This window comes from Streptomyces sp. NPDC013157 (assembly GCF_042899865.1).
Lineage (GTDB): Bacteria > Actinomycetota > Actinomycetes > Streptomycetales > Streptomycetaceae > Streptomyces.
In genome coordinates, this window is the sequence record NZ_JBIBAK010000006.1 from 17,400 (window position 1) to 39,030 (window position 21,631).

Annotated in this window: 23 protein-coding genes; 13 read left to right on the forward strand and 10 right to left on the reverse strand. The window is 72.2% G+C overall.

Annotated features, from left to right (window positions below; all coding sequences use genetic code 11):
• Both ACFY6U_RS19430 and ACFY6U_RS19435 read right to left on the reverse strand, forming a co-directional pair.
• Nucleotides 1-801 (reverse strand): sugar phosphate isomerase/epimerase family protein, encoded by an 801-nt coding sequence (locus ACFY6U_RS19430; RefSeq protein WP_390039755.1) that lies wholly within the window; start codon nt 799-801, stop codon nt 1-3.
• Between the two features lie 17 nt (nt 802-818).
• A complete protein-coding gene (locus tag ACFY6U_RS19435; RefSeq protein WP_390039757.1) occupies nt 819-1,754 on the reverse strand; it encodes a GNAT family N-acetyltransferase in 936 nt (311 codons plus the stop codon).
• 372 nt (nt 1,755-2,126) lie between these two features.
• On the opposite strand from ACFY6U_RS19435, the gene ACFY6U_RS19440 reads away from it, so the two are divergent.
• On the forward strand, nt 2,127-2,519 hold the full coding sequence (locus ACFY6U_RS19440) for a hypothetical protein (protein ID WP_390039759.1): 393 nt from the start codon (nt 2,127-2,129) through the stop codon (nt 2,517-2,519).
• 261 nt (nt 2,520-2,780) lie between these two features.
• Here ACFY6U_RS19440 and ACFY6U_RS19445 read toward each other — a convergent pair whose 3' ends face one another.
• On the reverse strand, nt 2,781-3,827 hold the full coding sequence (locus ACFY6U_RS19445; protein WP_390039761.1) for a LacI family DNA-binding transcriptional regulator: 1,047 nt from the start codon (nt 3,825-3,827) through the stop codon (nt 2,781-2,783).
• Between the two features lie 251 nt (nt 3,828-4,078).
• On the opposite strand from ACFY6U_RS19445, the gene ACFY6U_RS19450 reads away from it, so the two are divergent.
• From ACFY6U_RS19450 to ACFY6U_RS19500, 11 genes are all read left to right on the forward strand, one after another.
• On the forward strand, nt 4,079-5,236 hold the full coding sequence (locus ACFY6U_RS19450) for a Gfo/Idh/MocA family protein (protein WP_390039763.1): 1,158 nt from the start codon (nt 4,079-4,081) through the stop codon (nt 5,234-5,236).
• Nucleotides 5,233-6,384 (forward strand): dihydrodipicolinate synthase family protein, encoded by a 1,152-nt coding sequence (locus ACFY6U_RS19455; protein ID WP_390039765.1) that lies wholly within the window; start codon nt 5,233-5,235, stop codon nt 6,382-6,384. The genes ACFY6U_RS19450 and ACFY6U_RS19455 overlap by 4 nt, the downstream gene beginning before the upstream one ends.
• Nucleotides 6,385-6,416: 32 nt before the next feature.
• A complete protein-coding gene (locus ACFY6U_RS19460) occupies nt 6,417-7,214 on the forward strand; it encodes a sugar phosphate isomerase/epimerase family protein (protein WP_390040420.1) in 798 nt (265 codons plus the stop codon).
• Nucleotides 7,215-7,294: 80 nt separating this feature from the next.
• A complete protein-coding gene (locus ACFY6U_RS19465) occupies nt 7,295-7,576 on the forward strand; it encodes an Arc family DNA-binding protein (RefSeq protein ID WP_366888591.1) in 282 nt (93 codons plus the stop codon).
• Nucleotides 7,573-7,965 carry a hypothetical protein gene (locus ACFY6U_RS19470; protein ID WP_390039767.1) on the forward strand — a complete coding sequence of 131 codons (393 nt, stop codon included), beginning with the start codon at nt 7,573-7,575 and terminating at the stop codon, nt 7,963-7,965. Before ACFY6U_RS19465 ends, ACFY6U_RS19470 begins: the two co-directional genes overlap by 4 nt.
• 163 nt (nt 7,966-8,128) lie before the next feature.
• Nucleotides 8,129-9,196, forward strand: coding sequence for a MerR family transcriptional regulator (locus ACFY6U_RS19475; RefSeq protein ID WP_390039769.1), 1,068 nt, complete (start codon nt 8,129-8,131; stop codon nt 9,194-9,196).
• A 235-nt stretch (nt 9,197-9,431) separates the two neighbouring features.
• A complete protein-coding gene (locus ACFY6U_RS19480; RefSeq protein WP_390039771.1) occupies nt 9,432-9,782 on the forward strand; it encodes a hypothetical protein in 351 nt (116 codons plus the stop codon).
• Nucleotides 9,783-10,062: 280 nt separating this feature from the next.
• Nucleotides 10,063-10,635, forward strand: coding sequence for a hypothetical protein (locus tag ACFY6U_RS19485; RefSeq protein WP_390039773.1), 573 nt, complete (start codon nt 10,063-10,065; stop codon nt 10,633-10,635).
• Between the two features lie 346 nt (nt 10,636-10,981).
• Complete coding sequence (locus ACFY6U_RS19490; protein WP_390039775.1) at nt 10,982-11,992, forward strand: helix-turn-helix domain-containing protein; 1,011 nt, start codon at nt 10,982-10,984, stop codon at nt 11,990-11,992.
• Nucleotides 11,993-12,139: 147 nt separating this feature from the next.
• Nucleotides 12,140-12,556 (forward strand): hypothetical protein, encoded by a 417-nt coding sequence (locus ACFY6U_RS19495; protein WP_390039777.1) that lies wholly within the window; start codon nt 12,140-12,142, stop codon nt 12,554-12,556.
• Nucleotides 12,557-12,632: 76 nt separating this feature from the next.
• Nucleotides 12,633-13,523, forward strand: a complete 891-nt coding sequence (locus tag ACFY6U_RS19500) for a hypothetical protein (RefSeq protein ID WP_390039779.1) — start codon at nt 12,633-12,635, stop codon at nt 13,521-13,523.
• A 14-nt stretch (nt 13,524-13,537) separates the two neighbouring features.
• On the opposite strand, the gene rbsD is transcribed toward ACFY6U_RS19500, so the two are convergent.
• The 5 genes from rbsD to ACFY6U_RS19525 all read right to left on the reverse strand — a co-directional run bounded on the left by rbsD (nt 13,538) and on the right by ACFY6U_RS19525 (nt 19,438).
• Nucleotides 13,538-13,927 (reverse strand): D-ribose pyranase, encoded by a 390-nt coding sequence (gene rbsD, locus ACFY6U_RS19505; protein ID WP_351494015.1) that lies wholly within the window; start codon nt 13,925-13,927, stop codon nt 13,538-13,540.
• Entirely contained in the window at nt 13,924-14,826 is a 903-nt protein-coding gene (locus ACFY6U_RS19510) for a ribokinase (RefSeq protein WP_390039781.1), read from the reverse strand. Before ACFY6U_RS19510 ends, rbsD begins: the two co-directional genes overlap by 4 nt.
• A 73-nt stretch (nt 14,827-14,899) precedes the next feature.
• Complete coding sequence (locus tag ACFY6U_RS19515) at nt 14,900-16,846, reverse strand: substrate-binding domain-containing protein (protein WP_390039783.1); 1,947 nt, start codon at nt 16,844-16,846, stop codon at nt 14,900-14,902.
• The gene (locus ACFY6U_RS19520) at nt 16,836-18,380 is read right to left on the reverse strand and encodes a sugar ABC transporter ATP-binding protein (RefSeq protein ID WP_390039785.1); all 1,545 of its coding nucleotides are present in this window, start codon (nt 18,378-18,380) and stop codon (nt 16,836-16,838) included. The genes ACFY6U_RS19515 and ACFY6U_RS19520 overlap by 11 nt, the downstream gene beginning before the upstream one ends.
• On the reverse strand, nt 18,377-19,438 hold the full coding sequence (locus ACFY6U_RS19525) for a LacI family DNA-binding transcriptional regulator (protein WP_390039787.1): 1,062 nt from the start codon (nt 19,436-19,438) through the stop codon (nt 18,377-18,379). The genes ACFY6U_RS19520 and ACFY6U_RS19525 overlap by 4 nt, the downstream gene beginning before the upstream one ends.
• Before the next feature lie 169 nt (nt 19,439-19,607).
• Between ACFY6U_RS19525 and ACFY6U_RS19530 the strand changes: the two genes are divergently transcribed.
• A complete protein-coding gene (locus ACFY6U_RS19530) occupies nt 19,608-19,802 on the forward strand; it encodes a hypothetical protein (protein ID WP_390039789.1) in 195 nt (64 codons plus the stop codon).
• On the opposite strand, the gene ACFY6U_RS19535 is transcribed toward ACFY6U_RS19530, so the two are convergent.
• Complete coding sequence (locus ACFY6U_RS19535) at nt 19,803-20,576, reverse strand: DUF5995 family protein (RefSeq protein WP_390039791.1); 774 nt, start codon at nt 20,574-20,576, stop codon at nt 19,803-19,805.
• A gap of 105 nt (nt 20,577-20,681) precedes the next feature.
• Entirely contained in the window at nt 20,682-21,605 is a 924-nt protein-coding gene (locus tag ACFY6U_RS19540; protein ID WP_390039793.1) for an MBL fold metallo-hydrolase, read from the reverse strand.
• Nucleotides 21,606-21,631 lie beyond the last annotated feature (26 nt).

Below are 21,631 nucleotides of genomic sequence, written 5' to 3' on the forward strand. Positions count from 1 at the left end.
TCAGGCCGACTCGTTGAGCAGCCGCGCCAGGTGCTCCCGGCCCGCCGCCAGCAGTCCGGGCAGCGGGGCCGCCGCCTCGTACCAGCGCTTCTCGTACTCCCAGCACAGCCAGCCGTCCCAGCCGTGCCGGGAGAGTACCTCCACGCACTCGGAGAGGGGCAGGATCCCGGCGCCGAGCGGCAGCGGGGTGGTGTCGTCGGCCGAGGCGATGTCCTTGACCTGGACGTAGCCGAGGTGCGGGGCGAGCGCCGCGTAGGTCTCGGCGGGCTGCTCGCCGCCCAGCCAGGTGTGCATGACGTCCCAGAGCGAGCCGACCATGCGGTGGCCGACCGGGCCGAGGATCCGGATCGCGGCGGCGCCGGTGCGGTGCGAGTCGTGGGTCTCCAGCAGGACCCGGACGCCGAGCGCGGCGGCGTCCTCGGCGACCGTGCCGAGCCGCCGGGCGGCGATCGCGTCGGACTCGGCGGCCGGCAGGTCCGGGTCGGCGCCGGGGAAGACGCGGACGTAGGAGGCGCCCAGGTCGTGGGCGAGCTGGAGGAGCCCGCGCGTCTCGTCGAGGACCGGGGCGTCCGCGCCGGGCGCCGCGAGACGCGCGTACCCGGCGACGCCCAGGACCTCCACCCCGGTCGCCTTGAACTCGGCGGCCACGTCGGAGCGCGCGGCCGGGCCGAGGCCGGGGTGCACGGGCTCCTCCGGATGGGCGCGCAACTCGACGCCGTGGTAGCCGTGGGCCGTGGCCAGCGCCAGCACGTCCGGCACCGGCAGACCGGGAACCCCGAGGGTGGAGAAGGCAAACTTCATGCCCACCAACCTACTTCTCACTCACCGGTTCCGTGCAGGTCCAGCCGCCAGTCCTGGCCGACCAGGTCCTTGCCGAAGGAGCGGTGCGGTTTCTCGGCGGTGAGGACGAAGCCGTGCCGCTGGTAGATGCGGCGGGCGGCGGACAGCACGTCGTTGGTCCACAGGACCAGCTCCCGGTAGCCGACCCCGCGCGCGAAGTCGGTCACGGCGGTGACCAGCCGGTCGCCGATGCCGAGCCCGCGGGCCTCCGGTTCGACGAGCAGCAGCCGCAGCCGTGCGGTGCCCGGGGCGTCGTCCCGTACGCACATCACGCAGCCCGCCGGCCGCCCGGCCCACTCGGCGATCCAGGTCCGCTCCAGGTGCGGGTCGTGGTCCTCGGCGTAGTCGGCGACGATCCGGGCGACGAGGCCCTCGTAGTCGGTGTTCCAGCCGTACTCGGCCGCGTACAGGGCGGCGTTGCGCTGCACGATCCAGCCCAGGTCGCCGGGGTGCGGCTCGCGCAGCACGACCTCGCCGGAGCCCTCGGGGGTGTGCCCGTCGCCGAGGATCGTGCGGATGGTGCGCATCGCCTCGGCGAGGCGTGACCGCTCGCCCGGGTCGACGGCGCCCAGCAGGGAGCCGACCGACTCCCGGGCCCGCTCGTCCAGCAGTTCGGCGGCGGACCGGCCGCCCGGGGTGAGGGAGACGCGCCGCCGCCGCGGGTCCTTCTCCGAGGGCGCGCGCTCGATCAGCCCGGCCTCCTCGAATTTGTTGAGGATCCGGCTCAAGTACCCGGCGTCCAGCGCGAGATCGGACCGCAGGTCGGCCGCGTCGGTGTCGGCGTCGTGCGCGAGCTCGTAGAGCACCCGGGCCTCGGTGAGGGTGTACGGGGCGTAGAGGTGGCGGCCGTAGTCGAGGGCGCCGATGAGGTTGGTGTAGAAGCGGTTGAAGGCACGGATGTCCTGGACGGTCATGGCTGGACCCCGATGGTTGACTGAGTCAGAGATATCGCGGCTCCGAGGCTATCCCGCCACCCCGCCCGGCCGGAAGGCATCGACCCGAACGGCGGCCCCGCGGGCTTTACTTGTTCTTTTTGCCTGGTCGAGGTCCTGCTTTTGACTTCGTCGCGTCCGCGCCGTAGGTTTATACACGAACGTCACTTATGTCCGTTTCAACAAGGATGTGACGTGGTCCGCCGGAGAGCTCGGACGGGTGCGGAGAACCGGCATCACGGGCGGCGGACGCGCTCAGGGCTGCGCGCAGGCTCTGGAGCGCACGCAGGGCGGCCGGCCCTTCCGACACGGCGGCCGTCGTTACACAACCACACCCTCGGAGAGGGGCGAACCATGCGCGCGCACACCACACGTATGAAGAGGGTCGCCATCGCTGCGATTTCGGCACCCATCCTGGCGCTCGCCGCCGGAGCCGGAGTCGCCAGTGCGGCCACCCACGCGGCGCCCGACCACGTCGTCTCCTACCAGGACAACGGCGGTGGCGGCGGAGGCCACGGCGGCGGCGGTGGCGGTGGCCACGGCGGCGGCGGTGGCGGCCATGGCGGCGGAGGTTACGGCGGCGGAGGCCACGGCGGAGGTGGCTACGGCGGCGGTGGCTACGGCGGTCACGGCGGCTATGGCGGCGGTGGCTACGGCGGCTACGGCGGTGGCTATGGCGGCCACGGTCACGGCGGCTACGGCTACTGGGGCGACGACGACGACTACGGCTGGGGCGGCTGGGACTGAACCAGTTCTCCGCGTCTGACGCTCCCCTGGCAACAAAGGACGGATCCGGGTGCCCGACTTTCGGGCACCCGGATCCGTGCGTCGGGCGAGGGGTGTCCGGGGCATCTGAGCCGTGCCCCCGGTGTCACACCCTGCGTGAAGCGCCCCCAAGGGGCGCGGGGAACTGCGCGACCGGCCACGACGGCGCGGCAGCCGGCAGTCGCCAGAGGCCACATCGCGGCCCTCCCGGCGGAGCGCCTCGCGGTGCTTCCGGCGGAGCGCTCAGCTGCGCGGCACCCCCGAGGACCCCCGGACCATCAGCTCGCCGCGGACCGTGGCGATTCCGCCCGGCGGCGGCTCCTCGCGGCCCATGGCGATGCGCCCGGCCCGCGCCCCCGCCTCCGCGAGCGGCAGCCGGACCGTCGTCAGCGACGGCACCGCGTCGATGCTGAACGGCAGGTCGTCGAAGCCGGCCACCGACACGTCCGCCGGGATCCGCAGCCCCGACTCCCGCAGCGCCGCGCACGCGCCCAGCGCGACCGAGTCGTTCGCCGCCACCACCGCGGTGAGCGACGGGTCCCGGCGCAGCAGCTCCAGCGTCGCCTCGTACCCCGCCCGCCGGTCGTACCGCCCGTGCACGGTCCAGCGCGGGTCCTCCTCGATTCCCGCCTCGGCCAGCGCCGCCCGGTGGCCCTCCAGGCGGTGCCGGGTGGTCGTCCGCTCCTCCGGGCCCGCGATGTAGCCGAGGCGCCGGTGGCCCAGCCCGATGAGGTGCTCGGTCAGCTGCTTGCCGCCGCCGCGGTTGTCGAAGGTCAGCGCCACCGCGTCGGTGTCCGGCGCCGGCGGCCGCCCGCACAGCACCACCTTGGTCCCGGCGTCCGCCAGCTTGCGCAGCTTCGCCGCCACCGCCGCCGCGTGCGGCGCGTCCTCCACGGCCCCGCCGGTCAGGATCACCGCCGCCGCCCGCTGCCGTTGCAGCAGGGTCAGGTACGTCAGCTCCCGCTCCGGCGACCCCCCGGTGTTGCAGGTCACCGCCAGCCGTTCGCCGCCCGCGCGCCCGCCCGGACCGCCGATCTCGGACTGGATCGCGCTCGCCATGATCCCGAAGAACGGGTCGGCGATGTCGTTGACCAGGATGCCGACCAGGTCGGAGGTGGCCGCCGCGAGCGCGCTCGCCGGCCCGTTGAGGACGTAGTCCAGCTCGTCCACCGCCCGCAGCACCCGCTCCCGCGTGGACGCCGCCACGGGGTAGTTGCCGTTCAGTACGCGCGACACCGTCGCGGGCGAGACCTGGGCGCGGGCCGCCACGTCCGCCAGGGTCACCGTCATCTCGTCGTCCTCCGGTCACGCGTCTCGTCGTACGTCGTCGTACGCAGCCTGATCGGCAGCCCGATCAACAGCTTGCTCATAGGAAGCCCCCTTGCCGTGCAGACCATAAGGCCATTCACTCCTGCCGTTCGCCCCCTCGAACAACTCGACCCCATCACGGTCTTGTACAGACCAGGGGTCAAAGGCTAACTTCAGACCATATAGAAAGCGCTTGCTGCGTTGCTGAGACGTACGCGGACGAAGGGAAACACGTGAACCGCAAGACGGTGCGTATCGCCATGAACGGCGTCACCGGGCGCATGGGCTACCGCCAGCACCTCGTCCGCTCGATCCTCGCCCTGCGCGAGCAGGGCGGACTCGACCTCGGCGACGGCACGGTGCTGTGGCCGGAACCGGTCCTCGTCGGCCGCCGCGAGCACGCGCTCCGCGAGATCGCCGACCGCCACGGCCTGTCGGACGAGCACATCTCCACCGACCTGGAGTCCGTTCTCGCCGACCCGGCCATCGACATCTACTTCGACGCCCAGGTCACCTCCGCCCGCGAGGAGGCCATCAAGCAGGCCATCGCCGCCGGCAAGCACATCTACACCGAGAAGCCCACGGCCACCGGCCTGGAGGGAGCCCTGGAGCTGGCCCGGCTCGCGAACGCCAAGGGCGTCAAGTCCGGCGTCGTCCAGGACAAGATCTTCCTGCCCGGCCTGCTGAAGCTGAAGCGGCTCATCGACGGCGGCTTCTTCGGCCGGATCCTCTCCGTCCGCGGCGAGTTCGGCTACTGGGTCTTCGAGGGCGACTGGCAGGAGGCCCAGCGCCCCTCCTGGAACTACCGCGCGGAGGACGGCGGCGGCATCGTCGTCGACATGTTCCCGCACTGGGAGTACGTCCTGCACGAGCTGTTCGGCCGCGTGAAGTCCGTCCAGGCCCTCACCGCCACCCACATCCCGCAGCGCTGGGACGAGAACGGCAAGCCCTACGACGCGACGGCCGACGACGCCGCGTACGGCATCTTCGAGCTCGACGGCGGCGCCGTCGCCCAGATCAACTCCTCCTGGGCGGTCCGCGTCAACCGCGACGAACTGGTCGAGTTCCAGGTGGACGGCACCGAAGGCTCAGCGGTCGCCGGCCTGCGCAACTGCCGTGTCCAGCACCGCAGCGCCACCCCCAAGCCGGTCTGGAACCCGGACATACCCGCCACCTACGCCTTCCGCGAGCAGTGGCAGGAGATCCCCGACAACACCGACTTCGACAACGGCTTCAAGGCCCAGTGGGAGCTCTTCCTCCGCCACGTCTACGCCGACGCCCCCTACCACTGGGACCTGCTGGCCGGCGCCCGCGGCGTGCAGCTCGCCGAGCTGGGCCTGAGGTCGTCGGCGGAGGGCCGCCGCATCGACGTACCGGAGATCGAGCTGTGACCATCCACCTCCCCTCCCCGGACGGGTCGTTGCGGGCCTACGAGCCGCGCACCGAGCCGCTCGCCGTCACCCCCGGCACCCCCTTCACCTCCCGTACGGTCTTCTCGGCGGCGCACGTCGTCGCCGACCCGTTCGCGGACACGAACCCCGACGCGCCCGCCGCCGTCGACTGGGACGCCACCCTCGCCTTCCGCCGCCACCTGTGGTCGCACGGTCTGGGTGTCGCCGAGGCGATGGACACCGCCCAGCGCGGTATGGGCCTGGACTGGGCGGGCGCGGCCGAGCTGATCCGGCGCAGCGCCGCCGAGGCCCGTGCCGTCGACGGCCGGATCGCCTGCGGGGTCGGCACCGACCAGATCACCGGCGGCACGCTCGCCGAGATCCGGGCCGCGTACGAGGAGCAGCTCGCGCTCGTCGAGGAGTCCGGCGCCCAGGCCATCCTGATGGCCTCCCGGGCGCTCGCGGCGGCCGCCACCGGCCCCGAGGACTACCTCGACGTCTACGGCCATCTCCTGCGCCAGGCCGCCGAACCGGTGGTCCTGCACTGGCTCGGCCCGATGTTCGACCCGGCGCTGGAGGGCTACTGGGGCTCGTCCGACCTGGACGCGGCCACCGACACCTTCCTGGAGGTCATCGCCGCCCACCCCGACAAGGTCGACGGCATCAAGGTCTCCCTGCTCGACGCGCAGCGCGAGGTCGACCTGCGCCGCCGCCTGCCGCAGGGCGTCCGCTGCTACACCGGCGACGACTTCAACTACCCCGAGCTGATCGCGGGCGACGAGCAGGGCTTCAGCCACGCGCTGCTCGGCATCTTCGACCCGCTGGGGCCGCTGGCGGCCGAGGCGGTGCGGATCCTGGACACCGGGGACACGGCGGGCTTCCGCGGCCTCCTGGACCCCACCGTGGAGCTCTCCCGGCACCTCTTCCAGACCCCCACCCGGTTCTACAAGACGGGCGTGGTCTTCCTGGCCTGGCTGGCCGGCCACCAGTCCCACTTCACGATGGTCGGCGGCTTCCAGTCGGCGCGCTCGCTGCCGCACTTCGCGCGCGCCTACGAACTCGCCGACGGGCTGGGCCTGTTCCCGGACCCCAAGCTGGCCGAGGACCGTATGAAGACCCTCCTCGCCCTGTACGGAGTCAACCAGTGACCGGCGACCTGTCCCGTTTCTCCATCAACCAGATGACCGTCAGGCAGCTGTCGCTGCCCGAACTCGCCGACGCCTGCGTGCACCTGGGCGTACCGGCCGTCGGCCTGTGGCGCGAGCCGGTCCAGTCCTACGGCGTCGACGCGACCGCCAAGCTGGTCCGCGAGGCCGGCCTGACCGTCACCACCCTGTGCCGCGGCGGCTTCTTCACGGCCATCGACCCGGACGAGCGCGCCGCCGCGCTCGCCGACAACCGGCGGGCGGTCGAGGAGGCCGCGACCCTCGGCACGGACACCCTGGTCCTGGTCTCCGGCGGCCTGCCGGCCGGGTCCAAGGACCTGCACGGCGCCCGCGAACGCATCGCCGACGCCCTGGCGGAACTCGGCCCCTACGCCGAACAGCACGGCGTCCGCCTGGCCATCGAGCCCCTGCACCCCATGTTCGCCTCCGACCGCTGCGTGGTCTCCACCCTCACCCAGGCCCTGGACCTCGCGGAACGCTTCCCGGCCCACCAGGTCGGCGTCACCGTCGACACGTACCACATCTGGTGGGACGACCAGGCGCCCGCACAGATCGCCCGGGCCGGCGCGGGCGGCCGTATCCACACCTTCCAGCTCGCCGACTGGACCACCCCGCTGCCGGAGGGCGTCCTCAACGGCCGCGGCCAGATCGGCGACGGCGCGATCGACATGCGCGAGTGGCAGGGCTACGTGGAGGCGGCCGGCTACACCGGCTCCATCGAGGTGGAGCTCTTCAACGACGGGCTGTGGGCGCGGGACGGGCGGGAGGTGCTCGCGGAGACGGCGGAACGCTTCCTGACCCACACGGCGTAGTTCAGTGAGGCGGCCGAAGAAGCGGACCAGTTCTCCGGCCGCCGCCGCCCGGTCGTGTATACGTGCCGTATACTCGACGCATGTCCGACGTCATGATCCGTGTGCCCGCCGAAGTCCGTGACCAACTGGCCGCCGTGGCCGAGGCGCGAGGCACCAGCCTCCGTGCCCTCATGCAGGACATAGCCGCTCAGACGCTGACCCCCGAGCAGATCAGGGAACGGGCCGACCGCACGCGCGCGCTGCTTGCCGAGCGCTTCGGTCACTACGTTTCGGACGAGGAGTCCGCCGAGATGCGGCGCAAGATGCGGGAGGCCGCCGCCGCACACCGGGCCGCCTCGGCCGAGCCGGAGCCGAACCCTTGAGCTGGACCGAGCACTACGTCCTCGACACCCCCACCCTCCTGGCGATGGGAGGCGACAAGCAGGTCTCCGGCCTGATCCATGCCGCTGCCGCCAGTGACGACATGCGCCTGTGGGTGCCGGTCCTGTGTCTCCTGGAGGCCGAGCGTCGACGTGCCGGGATCGTCGACCACGTGGGCGTGCTGGCGGGCGTACTCCATATCGTCGACGACGACTACTCCATGGCGGTCACCATCGCCGAACTGTGCCGCGCCGGCGTCGACTTCGGTGTTTCCGCCGCCGTGCACACCGCGCGCCCGAACCAGACGCTCCCCACGGGCGGCCTGATCGCCTCCGTGGAACCGGAGCTGTACGAAGGACTCGGCGTCGGGGTCATGGACCTGAACCGCTGAGGGGCCGCCCGGCCTTGCGCGGCGAGGACAGCCCGCTCGTCCGCTCGCATGAGCGGGCGCCTGTCGTTGCGGGACGTGAAGCGCGTCGCCGGCAGCAGGAGTGCGCGGTCGGGTTGACCCTCGACCTTGTGCAGGGCCCAGGGTGCCGGGTGTGGAGAACGACATGCGCAGCATCGGGGAGATGGCCCGCGACAGTGGGCTGGGCGTGAGCGCCCTGCGGTTCTACGACCGTGCCGGTGTGCTGGTCCCCGCCTGGGTGGATCCGGTGAGCGGCTACCGCTGGTACGAGCCCGGGCAGGTGGAAGAGGCCCGGTTGCTGGCCCGCCTGCGCCGGGCCGGGATGCCGCTGGCGGACATCCGGCTGGTGCTGGCCGGCTGGTCCGGGCCGGACACCGGTCTGGTCCGGAAGCTGCTCACGGCACACCTGCGCCGTCTGGAACAGGGGTTGTCCGATGCCCGCGGTGAGTTCTCCACGATCCGAGCGCTACTCGATCACCGGGAGAACGTCATGACCTCGCTCCGTACCGCCTCCGTCCGTCTGTCCGTCGCCGCGCCGGAGCTGGCGGCCGCGCTGGACGCGGTTCGCTTCGCGGCGAGCACCGACCCCGAGCTGCCGATGCTCGGCGGGGTTCTGTTCGACATCGAGGGCGGGAGCCTGCACGCCGTGGCCACCGACCGGTACCGGATGGCGGTCGCGAGGGCCGGTGCCGGCGGGTACGGCGGGAGCCGGGTGCAGGTCGTCGTGCCCGCCCCGCTCGCCGACGCGATGCGGCCGCTGTTGGACGGCGAGGGAGCCGTGGGGCTCTCCGTCGACGGTGACCGGGTGACGCTGGAGGCCGGGGACCGGCAGGTGGCCGGCCGGTGTCCCGGCCACGACTTCCCCGACTACCGCCGTCTCCTGCCCCGGGCCGGCGGACGCCGTGCCGTCGTCGAGGTGGCGGCCTTCCGGCAGGCTCTGGAGACCGGTCCTGTCCGCTCCGGGGAGGCCGGGGCGCCCGATCTGAGCGTGCTCAGGGTGGAGGACGGCGGCACGGTGACCCTCTGTGCGGATGCCGACGAAGACCCGAACCGTGTCGCCGTCAACCGTGAGTTCCTGCTGGCCGCGCTGGCCGCCGGGGCCCGTGACCGACTGGTTCTGGAGCTCGGCGCGCCCACGGCGCCCATCGCGATCCGTCGGTCCGACGACGAGGGTGCCTTCTCGCTTCTGATGCCGGTCCGGCTGGAGAGCTGACGGAACCTGTGTGCGGAGACTTCTTCGCACAGGTCCTTTTTATATTCCCTGCTCATGGGCGGCGGATCTTTTCGATTTGCTGTGTTTCACCTGTCAGTTCAGGCTTTTTTCATTCGGCTGGAACCGTTCCCTGCCTGCTCGTGTCTATAGGATTCGAGTCGGCCGCAAGGGCGAGCAAATGGCCCGGGATTGCGGTTGGAAAAGGAATTGGATAACCAAGGAGTTCTCTGTGGACATGCGTATCGCCACCGTCGCCGTGGCCTCCGCCGCGCTCGTCGCCGCCGGTGCCACCGCCGCCGTCGCCGCCCCGGCCCCGGCTCCCTCGATCTCCGTCAGGGCGAGCGCCACCACCGTCAGGCTGGGCGATGTCGTCACCTTCACCGGCAAGGTCGACGGCATCAAGGAGGGCAGCAAGGTGACCCTCCAGGTCAAGGACGGCAAGAAGTGGGTCTCGCTGCCCGCGACGGCGAAGGTCGCCAAGGCGTCCTACAAGCTCACCGACAAGTTCGGCAAGAAGGGCGTCGAGGTCCTGCGCGTCAAGGACGGCGGCACCGTCTCCAAGAACGTGTCCGTCACGGTCCGCTGAATCCGTCCGCGGCAAGCCGAGGCTGAATACGTCGGTTTCCCCTGACCGACTCCCCTGAGATCCTGCCCCACCCCGTCCGATCCGGGGTGGGGCAGGTGTCGTGGGGCGCCTGCGCGTGCGCCGAATCCTGTGGATCCTAGGGGCTGCCTGTCTTTGCGGCCGTCTTGGATTGCCGTTAATGCGCCCAGAACGCGGTTTTGTCGTTGGCCGTAGCGCCGGAACCGGCCGGCCATCGGGACAGCTGCCGGCCTCATGGGGGCCGGGCTCTAGGATCTGCCGTATGCCGCCTGACGCCCGCCCGATTCCCCGTGCTCTGCTGATCACCGGCACGGTGGGCGTCGGCAAGACCTCGGTGGCCGAGGCCATGGGCGAGCTGCTCGCCGAGGCGGAGATCCCCAACGCGGTCATGGATCTCGACCGGCTGTGCCAGTCCTGGCCTACGCCCCCGGCCGACCGCTTCAACGTGGGCATGCTGCTGCGGAACCTGCGTTGTGTCGCGGGCCACTACCTGGACGCCGGCGTGACCCGGCTCGTCCTCGCCGGGGTGGCCGAAAGCCGAACCGAACGCGACCACTACGAGGAAGCGATCGGCATCGGTCTCTCGGTGTGCCGTCTACGAGCCCACCTGCCCGCAGTGCACCAGCGCCTTGCCCATCGCCACGGCGACGACCACGACGGACTGCGCCGGCATCTGAACCGCGCGGGCGAACTCGACCGAATCCTCGATCGTGCCGCAGTCGAGGACTTCACCGTCGACGCCACCGAGGACTCCGTCACGGCCGTCGCGACCGCCGTGCTCCGGACAGCGGACTGGCTCCGGCCTTCAAGGAGAGCAGCCCGGATCTCGGGGTGAACCGGCTCATTCCCGACGGTGATCTCGCCACACTCGGTGGCGGTCTCCACGTCGGCATGACCACCCCGTACGACGGCCGCGGAAAAATCTTGGAACCGCGTACAACCCTCCCCCCACCCCGCCGGTCTACTTGGCGTCAGGGCTTTCGGAGGGGGATCCGGGGGGATCGCGGGGGTTCTGATACGGAGGGGAAAGCCGAGGGGGTTCGGTCGACGGGCCGGGCCCCCTCGAAACATGTGCGGGCGTGTCCCGGTGCCGTCGCGGCCGGTTCCCGCGTTGTTCCCGGGAGCCGTGTGCCCCAGGCTGCTCCTGACCGGACGACTGTTCGACTCGGGGGGCGTTTCTCGTGCTGCGCATCCACTTCACGCCTCAGGACCTGACCCGCATCCAGGTAGCGAGCGCCCCCGACCCGCTCTGGGAGATCGCCTGCAGCCTGCACCGGTTACAGACCTCGCGAGGCCGCTGGGCGTACGCCGACTGGTACCGCGAGACCCGGACCACTCTCGCCGGCACCCAGCTCGGCGCGGCCGTACGACGGCTCCTGGTCCCCGTGCTGCCCCGGGCCCGCTACCTCCCCGACTTCCTCACCCCGCACGAGGCCGCCGACGGCCTGGACCGGGGGCTCGCGGCGATCGTCGACACGCCGCCCGAGCGGGTCGCCCACGAGATACGACTGCTGGACCGGTCCAGCGGCGCACCCGACTGGGCGCCCCGGCTGCTGGACCGCGAGGCCCGCGAGGACCTGGCCGGACTCCTGCGCGCCTACCACGAAGCGGTCGTCGCGCCCCATGAGAGCCGTATCCTCGCCACGGTCGCCGCGGAGCGCGCCCTGCGCGGCCGGGACGCCCTCGCGGCCGGGGTCGACGGACTCCTCGCCGGCCTGTCACCCGCGATCCGCTGGCGCCCGCCGGTCCTGCACGTCGACTACGTCGAGGACCGCGACCTGCGCCTGGCCGGCCGCGGACTGCGCCTGGTCCCCTCCTACTTCTGCTGGCAGTCACCGGTCTCGATGGCCGACGACACCCTCCAGCCGCTGCTGGTCTACCCCGTGCACGGCCTGCGCGCGCCCACCCCCGAACACCCGCCCGACGCCTCGCTCGCGGCACTGCTCGGACGTACCCGGGCGGCCGCGCTGCGGTCCCTCGCACTCGGCGCGACCACCTCCGAACTGGCCCGGTTCCTGGGGGTGTCGGCGCCCACGGCCACCCACCACACCACCGTGCTGCGCGACGCCGGCCTGGTCGTCAGCCAGCGCCACCACAACACCGTGCTGCACACCCTCACCCCGCTGGGCGCCGCGATGCTCAGGGCGAATCCGCATCAGGCGCCCCCAGATCTCGCCCCACGATCCACGTGAGCGTCCCGGGCGTCGCCGGAGCTGCGAACTCCGCCGCCCGGCGAGGGACTTTAGAGCCCAGTCGAAAGGCGTGGCCCGTGGTGCACGTGCTCTGCCAGCGTTTCGGGTGACCGAGCCACTCACACCCGATCACCACAAGGGGGAACCATGAGGAAGGCCATCGCCGCGGGCGCGTTCGCGCTCGTCTCCGCCGCCGGCTGTCTGGTGTTCGCGCCCGCCGCGTCCGCCGCCCCGGACGCCTGCGTGACCGTCACGCTGACGACCGGAGCCTACGAAGGCGTCGGCGGCACGGCGAACAAGTCGGCGTCCAGCAGCTGCAACGACCTCAACCTGACCTACTCCGACGACTCCACGTCCACGATCGGCGACTACTACGCCGGCCGCCTCTACCACACCTCCAGCAGCTCCTGGGTGACCTGCAACAAGGGGTACATCTGGGCCCACGACGGCAGCCACAGCGTCAGCGACTCCACCTACGCGCTGTGCACCACGGTGAGCGACAACACGAAGTTCACGGTGGCGAGCAAGATCGACGGTGGCGACACCGTCCACATCACGCACTGACCCGGTTCAAGAGTTCCAGGGGTGCCACGGGCCCGAGCGGTCCGCGGCACCCGCCTCCACCCGTAGGCAGGACCCCATGATCCGGATACTCCGTTCGGCCCGCCCGGCCCTCGCCACCCTCGCCCTGCTCGCCACCACCGCCACCACCGTCACCGCCTGCACGGCCGGCCAGGCCGCGCAGCCCGACGCCGGCCCCCGCGCGGCCACCGTGACCCCGGCCCGGCTCGGCGACACCCTGCCGGCCGACCCGGTGCGCATGGTCCTGCCCGCGACCGGCGCGGAGTCCCGCTGGACGCAGGGGCTGGACGTGTTCGTACAGCAGGTGCAGCGGGCCGGGGCGGCCTCCTGCGCCCGCGACCGCGGTTTCACTCCGCCCGCCCAGCCGCCGATCGCCTTCATCCGCTACTCCGAACTCCCCGACCTGGACTTCATCGCCCGCCACGGCACCAGCGAGAGCGCCACCGTGCCCACGCCGTCGGCGAGCCCCGCCCCGGCCCGGACCGGAGCCACGGCCGAGGTACGCGCCTGCCTCACCCGGGGGACGGCGGCAGCCGAGACCCTGCGTGACCGCTACGCCGAAGTGCAGGGGCAGTGGTTCGACACGCTCACCTCACTGCGCCGGGACCCCGCCACCCTCCGCGCCCTGCGCACCCTGCCGGGCTGCTTCGCCCGCTACGGCATCAAGGCCCGCGACGAGAACGCCTACTTCGCCCTCGCCGACCAGCTGATGCAGACCGCCGACGCGAGCGGACTTCCGGTGCGGGAACGTGAGTTGGGCCAGGCGTACGCCGCCTGTCTGCGCCCGGTCGAGGCGGTGCGCGAACCCGCCCGCGCCAAGCTGCGCGCCCGTTTCCTCGCGGCCCCCGGACACGCCGCCGCCGTCCGCGCGCTGCGTACCACGCTCGTCCCGGCCCTGCGCGCCGCCGAGAAGCGGTACGGCGTGCCCCTGGTGTTCCCGGAGCCGTAGCGCCCGTACCGGCCCTAGAAGAACACCCCGCACCGCAGCAGCACGTTCGCGTACGGCCGGGCCTCCCCGGTCCGTACGACCAGCCGCGCCTGGGCCGACAGCTCCTTCAGCCGCTCGTGCGGGACCAGGGCCAGGTCGCCGAAGTGCCCGTCCAGCAGCGCGGCGGCGGCCGGATTGGCCTCGCGCACCTCGGAGGCCGCCGTCGCGCCCTCCACGACCAGCTCCGCCAGCAGCCCCTCCAGCACCTCCGCGAAGGACGGCACCCCGGCCCGGAACGCGAGGTCCACGACCCGCGGCCCCTTCGGGATCGGCATCCCGGCGTCGCACACCAGCACCTCGTGCCCGTGCCCCAGCTCGGCGAGCGCGCCGGAGAGATGACGGTTGAGGATCCCCGCCCGCTTCACAGCGCGTCGACCTCCGCCGCCGTCGGGTACGACTCCTGCGCGCCCCGCCTCGTCACCGCCGCCGCCCCGACCCGGGCCGCGTACGCCGCCGCCCGGGCGAGCGACCCGCCCGCTCCGAGCCGTACCGCGAGGGCCGCCGTGAACGCGTCCCCGGCGCCGGTCGTGTCCACCGCGTCCACCTTCACGGAGGAGACGTGCTCGACCCCGTCGCCGTCGGCCACCAGCGCACCGTCCGCGCCCAGCGTCACCACCACCGACTTCGGGCCCTTGGCGAGCAGGAGCCGCGCCCAGTCGGCCGGTTCCTCGCTCACGCACGCCTCGCCGAGGATCACCCGCGCCTCGTGCTCGTTGACGATCAGCGGGTCGCAGGCCGCCAGGACCTCACCGGGGAGGGGCTGCGGCGGGGAGGGGTTGAGGACGAAACGGCTGCCGGGGGCGAGGTTCCGTACGACCTCCAGCACCGTCTCCAGCGGGATCTCCAACTGCGTGGAGACCACCCGGGAGGCGTGGAAGAGGCTGACCGCGGCCTGCACGTCCGCCGGCGTCAGACGGCCGTTCGCACCCGGGGAGACGACGATGCTGTTGTCGCCGGAAGGATCCACGGTGATGAGGGCGACCCCCGTCGGCGCCCCGCCCACCAGCACGCCCACCGTGTCCACGCCCGCCGCCCGCTGCGAGTCGAGCAGCAGCCTGCCGTGCGCGTCGTCGCCGACCCGGGCCAGCAGGGCGGTACGGGCACCGAGCCGGGCGGCCGCGACCGCCTGGTTGGCGCCCTTGCCGCCGGGATGCGTGGCGAGATCGCCGCCGAGCACGGTCTCACCCGCTCCCGGCCGCCGCTCGACACGGATCACCAGGTCGGCGTTGGCCGATCCCACGACCAGGAGGTCGTAGTCGTACATCAGATGACTCCCTCTGCGGATGGGGCGAGGCGGCCGGGGCTCCATTCAAGCGCCCGGCCGCCTCCCTGGTGTCTCAGCCCGTGAAACCGGCCACGTTGTCCTTCGTGACCACCTTCACCGGGACCTTGATCGCCGACGGGATCTTCTGGTCCTTGACGGCCTTGAGGGCGTTGTCCACGGCGATCTTCCCGAGCTGGCTGGGCTGCTGGGCCACCGACGCGTACAGCGTGCCGTTCTTGACGGCGGTCAGGCCGTCCGGGGTGCCGTCGAAGCCGACCACCGAGACCGACGAACCGGCCTTTGAACCCAGCGCCTTGATCGCGCCGAGGGCCATCTCGTCGTTGGCGGCGATGACGCCCTGGACGTCCGGGTGGGCCTGGAGCAGGTTCGACATCACGTCGAGGCCCTTGGTGCGGTCGAAGTCGGCGGGCTGCTGGGCCACCACCTGGATACCGGGGTAGGCCTTGAGCCCGTCGGCGAAGCCCTGCGCCCGCTCCCGGGCGGCGGAGGTGCCGGCCTGGCCCTGCAGGATCACGATCTTGCCCTGGCCGCCGAGCTTCTCCGCGATCGTCTTCGCGGCCAGCTCGCCGCCGGCGACGTTGTCGGAGGCGACCAGCGTCGCGGTCTTCGCGTTGTTCACGCCGCGGTCGACGGCGATCACCGGGATGTCCGCCTTGCCGGCGGCCTTCACGGAGTTGCTCGCCGCGTCCGAGTCGACCGGGTTGACGATGATCGCGCCCAGGCCCGAACTGGTGAAGTTCTGCAGCTGGTTGGCCTGCTGAGAGGCGTCGTTCTGGGCGTCGGTGACGGTCAGGTCCACGCCCTGCTTCCGCGCCTCGGCCTGGGCACCGGCCCGGATCTGCACGAAGAAGGGGTTGTTGAGGGTGGACAGGGACAGGCCGATCTTCGGGGTGGCGGAGGAGGAGCCGGTGTGCAGGAGGGAGGTCGCGGCCACCAGGGCCACGGTGACGACCGCGGCCAGGGCGTACGTCCCGGCCTGCCTGCCCTTGTTGCCCCCGGTGCCGGCGGCGAGCGGGGTCGCCCCTGCCTTGCGGCGCACGGTGTCCAGGAGGACGGCCAGCGCGATGACGACGCCGATGACGACCTGCTGCCAGAACGCCGACACGTTGAGCAGGTTGAGGCCGTTGCGCAGCACCGCGAGGATCAGCGCGCCGATCAGCGTGCCCGACGCCTTGCCGGTGCCGCCGGCCAGCGAGGCACCGCCGATCACGACGGCCGCGATGGCGTCCAGTTCGTAGCCGTTGGCGGCCTGCGGCTGCGCGGAGGACAGCCGGGCGGCCAGCACGATGCCGGCGACGGCCGCGAACAGCCCGGACAGGGCGTAGATGGCGAGCTTCTGCTTGTTCACCCGCAGTCCGGACAGCCGGGCGGCCTCCTCGTTGCCGCCGATGGCGTACATCGAGCGCCCGATGTAGGTCCGGCCGAGGACGAAGGCCGCGATCAGCCCCATGAGGACCATGACCAGCACCGGCACCGGCAGCCAGCCGCCGAGGGTGTTACCGAGGTGCGAGACCGAGTCGGGGAAGGCGATGGGGGAGCCCCCGGAGATCACCAGCGCCAGACCGCGCCCCACCGACAGCATCGCGAGCGTCGCGATGAACGGCGGCAGCTTGCCGTACGCGATGAGGAAACCGTTGACGAGACCGGCCGCGATGCCGGTGGCGACGGCGAGGACGACGGCCAGGAACACCGGCACCCCGTGCGACGTGGCGCTCCACGCCAGCACCGTGGCCGACAGGGCCGCCACCGAGCCGACCGACAGGTCGATGCCGGCCGCGACGATCACGAAGGTCGCACCGAACGCCAGGATGGCCGTCACGGCCGCCTGGACGCCGACGTTGAGCAGGTTGTCGGTGGTGAGGAAGTCCCCGGACAGCGCCGACATGGCGATGACGAGAACGATCAGCGCGGTGAGCGCGCCGTTGTCGAGGAGCAGCCGGCGCACGCCGGAGACGCCACCGGCGCCCGCGTTCTGGTTCTTGAGCGTGTCAGTGGCCACGTCCGGCCTCCTTGTCGGTTGTGGTGGGGGTGGCGGGGGTGCTCGTGGGGGCGCTCACGGCGAGGGACATGACGGCGTCCTGGGTGGCCTCGCCGGCGGAGAGCTCGCCCGCGATCCGCCCCTGGGCCATCACCAGCACCCGGTCGCTCATCCCGAGGACCTCCGGCAGATCGCTGGAGATCATCAGCACGGCGGCCCCGGCGGCCGTGAGTTCGTTGATCAGCTGGTAGATCTCGACCTTGGCGCCGACGTCGATGCCGCGCGTCGGCTCGTCGAGGATCAGCACCTTGGTGTCGGCGAGCAGCCACTTGCCGATGACGACCTTCTGCTGGTTGCCGCCGGAGAGCGTCCGCACGTGCTGCCCGAGCCCGGCCATCCGCACGCCCAGCTGCCCGGCGATCCGCTCGGCGGCGGCATGCTGCCCCCTGAGGTCGACGATCCCGGCCCGGGTCGCCTTCCGCAGCGTCACCAGCCCGAGGTTCTCCTCGACGGAGGCGTCCAGCACCAGCCCCTGCCCCTTGCGGTCCTCCGGGACGAGGCCGATCCCGGCGGACATGGCCGCGTTGACGTCGTACCGCCTGAGCGCCGTACCGGAGACCTTCACGGCCCCCTTGTCGTACGGATCGGCCCCGAACACGGCCCGGACCACCTCGGTGCGGCCCGCACCCACGAGCCCCGCGATCCCGACGACCTCCCCGGCGTGCACCTCGAAGCTCACGTCGTGGAAGACGCCGTCCCGGGTCAGCCCCTCCACGGACAGCAGTGCCGCCCCGGCCTCGCCCCGCTCCCTCGGGTACTGCTGCTCGATGGAGCGCCCGACCATGAGCCGGACGAGCTCGTCCTCGGGCGTGGTGGCGGGCACCTGGCCCACGCTCTTCCCGTCGCGGATGACGGTGACCCGGTCGCCCAGGGCGGCGATCTCCTCCAGGTGATGCGTGATGAAGACGATCCCGACCCCGTCCGCGCGCAGCTGCCGCACGATCGCGAAGAGCTTCTCCACCTCCTCCGAGGTGAGCACGGCGGTCGGCTCGTCCATGATGAGCACGCGCGCGTCCAGGCTGAGTGCCTTGGCGATCTCGACCATCTGGAGGCGGGCGATCCCGAGTTCACGGACACGCGCGCGTGGCGACACGTTCACGCCGACCCGCTTCAGCAGGACCTCGGCGTCGGCCTCCATCCGCTTCCGGTCGATCATCCCGAAGCGGCGCGGCTGCCGGCCCAGGAAGATGTTCTCCGCGACCGTGAGGTCGGGTACCAGGTTGAACTCCTGGTAGATGGTGGCGATCCCGAGCCGCTCGGAGTCCTGCGCACCATGGATGCGCACCTCCTCGCCGCCGGCCAGGATCCGCCCGGCGTCGGGGGTGTAGGCGCCGGAGAGCATCTTGATGAGGGTGCTCTTGCCCGCGCCGTTCTCACCGAGGAGTACGTGCACCTCGCCCCGGCGCAGGTCGAAGTCGACGCCGTCGAGCGCGACCACGCCGGGGAAGGACTTCCGTATGCCCTCGATGCGCAGCAACTCGTCCGGGTTGCTCACGACGTGCTCCTTTGCACAGGGGTCTGGTTCTCGTTGCCGTCGGCGTTGCCGTCGGCGTTGTCGGCGGCGTTCTCGCCGCACGAGCGGCGGACGACGAGCCGGGCGGGGAGGGTGACGGACTTCGGGGGCCGTCCCTCGATGCGGTCGATCAGCGCGCGCACGGCGGCGCGGCCGAGCTCGCGGGTCGGCTGGGCGATGGCGGTGACGGGGGGGTCGGTGTGCACGAACCACGGGATGTCGTCGAAGGCCGCCAGTGCTATGTCACATGGCACCCGCAGCCCTCGCGCCCGTACCGCGTCCAGCGCTCCCAGCGCCATCAGGTTGTCCGCGGCGAACACGGCCTCGGGCGGCTCGGGCAGGTCGAGGAACCCCTCGGTGACCCGCCGCCCGCTCTCGGCCTGGAAGTCGCCCTGGCCGATGTAGGCGTCGGGGAGGGGGACGCCGTGCTCGGCGAGCGCCTCCCGGAAGGCCTGGACGCGCTCGCTGCCGGTGGTGGTGGCCGCCGGCCCCGCGATGATCGCGACCCGCCGGTGCCCGAGCCCGCACAGGTGCGCGACGAGGTCACGGATCGCGGCCCGCCCGTCCGCCCGTACCACCGGGACGTCCACCCCCGGGATCCACCGGTCGACGAAGACCATGGGCGTCCCGGCCCGCGCCGCCTCCAGCATCAGCGGCGAGCCGCCGTCGGTGGGGGAGACGAGCAGCCCGTCTATCCGCCGGTCGAGCAGCGTCCGTACGTGGTGGTCCTGCAGCTCCGGCCGCTCGTCGGCGTTGCCGATGATGACGCTGTAGCCGAGGGCGCGGGCCGCCTCCTCGACCGAGCGGGCCAGCTCGGTGAAGTAGGGGTTCATCACGTCGCTGATGACCAGGCCGAGGGTGCGGGTCTGGTCGGTGCGCAGGGAGCGGGCGACGGCGTTCGGGCGGTAGCCCAGCACGGCGACGGCCGCCAGCACCCGCGTACGGGCGTCGTCGCTGACCGACGGATGGTCGTTCAGGACCCGCGACACCGTGGCGACGGAGACCCCCGCCTCGGCGGCCACGTCCTTGATGCTCGCCATCGCCGCTCCACCTCCTCGTGGAATCGATTACACGACTGCGTGTAGGGAGGATTGGAATCGATTACACGGCGGTCGGGCAAGGGGTCGGAGGTGGCCGAAATCCAATCGTGACCGAAGGGGGCGCCGCCGGGACTGGCTCACTCGCTGCCTGACCTGTGGAATTCCCGGCATGACCCGGACGGAGATACGCGACGGCGCGCTGCTGCTGTTCGTCGCCGTGCTGGAGGTGGCCCTGATCGCGGGCGGCGGGCTCTCGGTGGCCTGGGCGCTCGGCGTCGCCGTCGCCTACCTGGTGTTCCTGCTGGCCTGGGTCGGGGGCCTGGTGCGCCGCCGTCGGCCTGGGGCCGCCGACGGCGCGGACTGATCACCGGGCGGCGGCTCCCTGCACCGCGCCGTCCAGGTGGCTGATCACGGCCGGGACGTCGTCGCTCTCGGTGTGCCGGATCAGTTCCAGGGCCGGGCGGACGAGGCCGGCGGGCCGTGCTATGAGCCGGGCGAGGACGGTGGCCCGGGTGTCGAGCCGTTCGATGGTGGCCGCCTGCTCCTGCTTGTTCCGGCCGGACAGCAGGACGGCGTTGTGCCATGCCTCCGCGCGGGACTCGCGGACGCTGAAGTCGAGGATCCGCTCGTCGGTGCGGCCGCCGACCTTGTCCAGCAGCGACAGGAGGGGCGAGACGGCGTCGACGGAGTCCTGCACCGCCAGCACCACCCGCGCGAGGATGTCGTTGATCAGCAGGAAGTCGTGGTGCAGGACGTGGATGTCCTCGCCCGGGACGGTCCGCGCGGCGGCGACCGCCAGGTCGAGGTTGATGTGCGCGTTCACGCCCAGGACCAGGTGCTGGACGATGACGGTGTCGGCGTCGTCCAGCAGCCCGAACGTCTCGCGCCAGCAGCGCGGCCCGCTCCGGTCACGGCGCCAGGCGTCGTACGCGTCGAAGTAGCGGTTGCCGAAGATCGTGTCGAAACGGTCCATGCGGGGGCCGTCGTCGAACTGCCCGGCGTGGATGGCGGCGCGGATCTCGACGGTCACCTGCCGGTACAGCGCGGCGAAGTACCCGATCCGGTCACCGGTGCGCTCGGCCTCCCGCACGATTCCGGCAAGTCCGTCCACGACATCGTCGATGTTCTGTGCCGTCATGCCCAACTCCCCATCGCCGTAGCCTCGTTGCAGCCATGTCCTACCACTGCCGGCCAGGGAACGGCACCGGACGCGACAGGGGGGTTGGGGCGAGCGGAGACTCACTCACCAGCGCACTGCGGCGAAGTCCACCGGACGGGGACGGAGTTCACGAGCTCGGGACGCCAAGTCGCGCAGTCGCGCGCTCATCTCCTCATGGGGGAGGTGACGGCGGTCGCCGTGGCCCGGCAGCAGCCATTCGAAGCGCAGCCGGTCGGTGGCGGCCCGGCTCAGCGAGGCGGCCAGCTCCCGGATCGAGTACCAGGTGACGCTGTCGGCCACCTCGATGTCCGCCGTCGTACGCGACCAGTAGAAGCTGTCGCCGCTGAAGCAGTAACGGTCGTCGGCCAGGTAGAGCACGCTGCCCCGGGTGTGCCCGGGGAAGGGGAGGGCGAGGACGCCGTCGGCGATCACGGTCGGCTCGGTGCCGCGCAGCACCCGGTCGGCGTCCGGGGCGGCCTCGCGGTCGCCCTCGTGGATCCAGAGCCGGGCGCTGAACCGGTCGGCGTACCGGCGGCCGTGCGCGGCGTGGTCGCGGTGGGTGAGGAGTACGTCGGTGACGGGCCCCCGGGCCTCGTAGCGGGCGGCGAGCGCCGGGCTCCAGCGCGGGGTGTCGACCATCATCGACGTGCCGTCGGGGCGGCGCAGGAGGTAGGAGTTGGCGCCCGCGGTGTGCGGCGAGTTGTGCCCGCACAGCAGCACGGTGCCGGTACCTGCCCCGGTGCTGGTGCCGGTGTCGTCGTCCAGGGGCATCGGGAACGGGTCCCGGGCCGGGTCCAGCCGCCCGCCCGGCGGCCGGACGGACCGGGTGGGGCAGGCGTGCGCCGCCGCCTGTAACCGCGCCGCCTCCGCCGCGTCGCGCGGCTGCCGCAGCACGGCCGAGCGCCCCGCCACCTCCCCGACCAGCCCCGGGGCGAGCTGCCGCGCCACGTCGCAGTTCGTGCAGCGCCCGTCCACCCACCAGCCGTGCCCGGCCTCTTTTGTACCCATGACCACGAGCCCCTTCCGCTCTCCGT

Coding starts and splice junctions, on each gene's coding strand:
- ACFY6U_RS19430 (WP_390039755.1), bottom strand. CDS start 801: ATGAAGTTTGCCTTCTCCACCCTCGGGGTTCCCGGTCTGCCGGTGCCG.
- ACFY6U_RS19435 (WP_390039757.1), bottom strand. CDS start 1,754: ATGACCGTCCAGGACATCCGTGCCTTCAACCGCTTCTACACCAACCTC.
- ACFY6U_RS19440 (WP_390039759.1), top strand. CDS start 2,127: ATGCGCGCGCACACCACACGTATGAAGAGGGTCGCCATCGCTGCGATT.
- ACFY6U_RS19445 (WP_390039761.1), bottom strand. CDS start 3,827: ATGACGGTGACCCTGGCGGACGTGGCGGCCCGCGCCCAGGTCTCGCCC.
- ACFY6U_RS19460 (WP_390040420.1), top strand. CDS start 6,417: ATGACCGTCAGGCAGCTGTCGCTGCCCGAACTCGCCGACGCCTGCGTG.
- ACFY6U_RS19465 (WP_366888591.1), top strand. CDS start 7,295: ATGTCCGACGTCATGATCCGTGTGCCCGCCGAAGTCCGTGACCAACTG.
- ACFY6U_RS19475 (WP_390039769.1), top strand. CDS start 8,129: ATGCGCAGCATCGGGGAGATGGCCCGCGACAGTGGGCTGGGCGTGAGC.
- ACFY6U_RS19480 (WP_390039771.1), top strand. CDS start 9,432: ATGCGTATCGCCACCGTCGCCGTGGCCTCCGCCGCGCTCGTCGCCGCC.
- ACFY6U_RS19485 (WP_390039773.1), top strand. CDS start 10,063: ATGCCGCCTGACGCCCGCCCGATTCCCCGTGCTCTGCTGATCACCGGC.
- ACFY6U_RS19495 (WP_390039777.1), top strand. CDS start 12,140: ATGAGGAAGGCCATCGCCGCGGGCGCGTTCGCGCTCGTCTCCGCCGCC.
- ACFY6U_RS19500 (WP_390039779.1), top strand. CDS start 12,633: ATGATCCGGATACTCCGTTCGGCCCGCCCGGCCCTCGCCACCCTCGCC.
- ACFY6U_RS19510 (WP_390039781.1), bottom strand. CDS start 14,826: ATGTACGACTACGACCTCCTGGTCGTGGGATCGGCCAACGCCGACCTG.
- ACFY6U_RS19525 (WP_390039787.1), bottom strand. CDS start 19,438: ATGGCGAGCATCAAGGACGTGGCCGCCGAGGCGGGGGTCTCCGTCGCC.
- ACFY6U_RS19530 (WP_390039789.1), top strand. CDS start 19,608: ATGACCCGGACGGAGATACGCGACGGCGCGCTGCTGCTGTTCGTCGCC.
- ACFY6U_RS19535 (WP_390039791.1), bottom strand. CDS start 20,576: ATGACGGCACAGAACATCGACGATGTCGTGGACGGACTTGCCGGAATC.
- ACFY6U_RS19540 (WP_390039793.1), bottom strand. CDS start 21,605: ATGGGTACAAAAGAGGCCGGGCACGGCTGGTGGGTGGACGGGCGCTGC.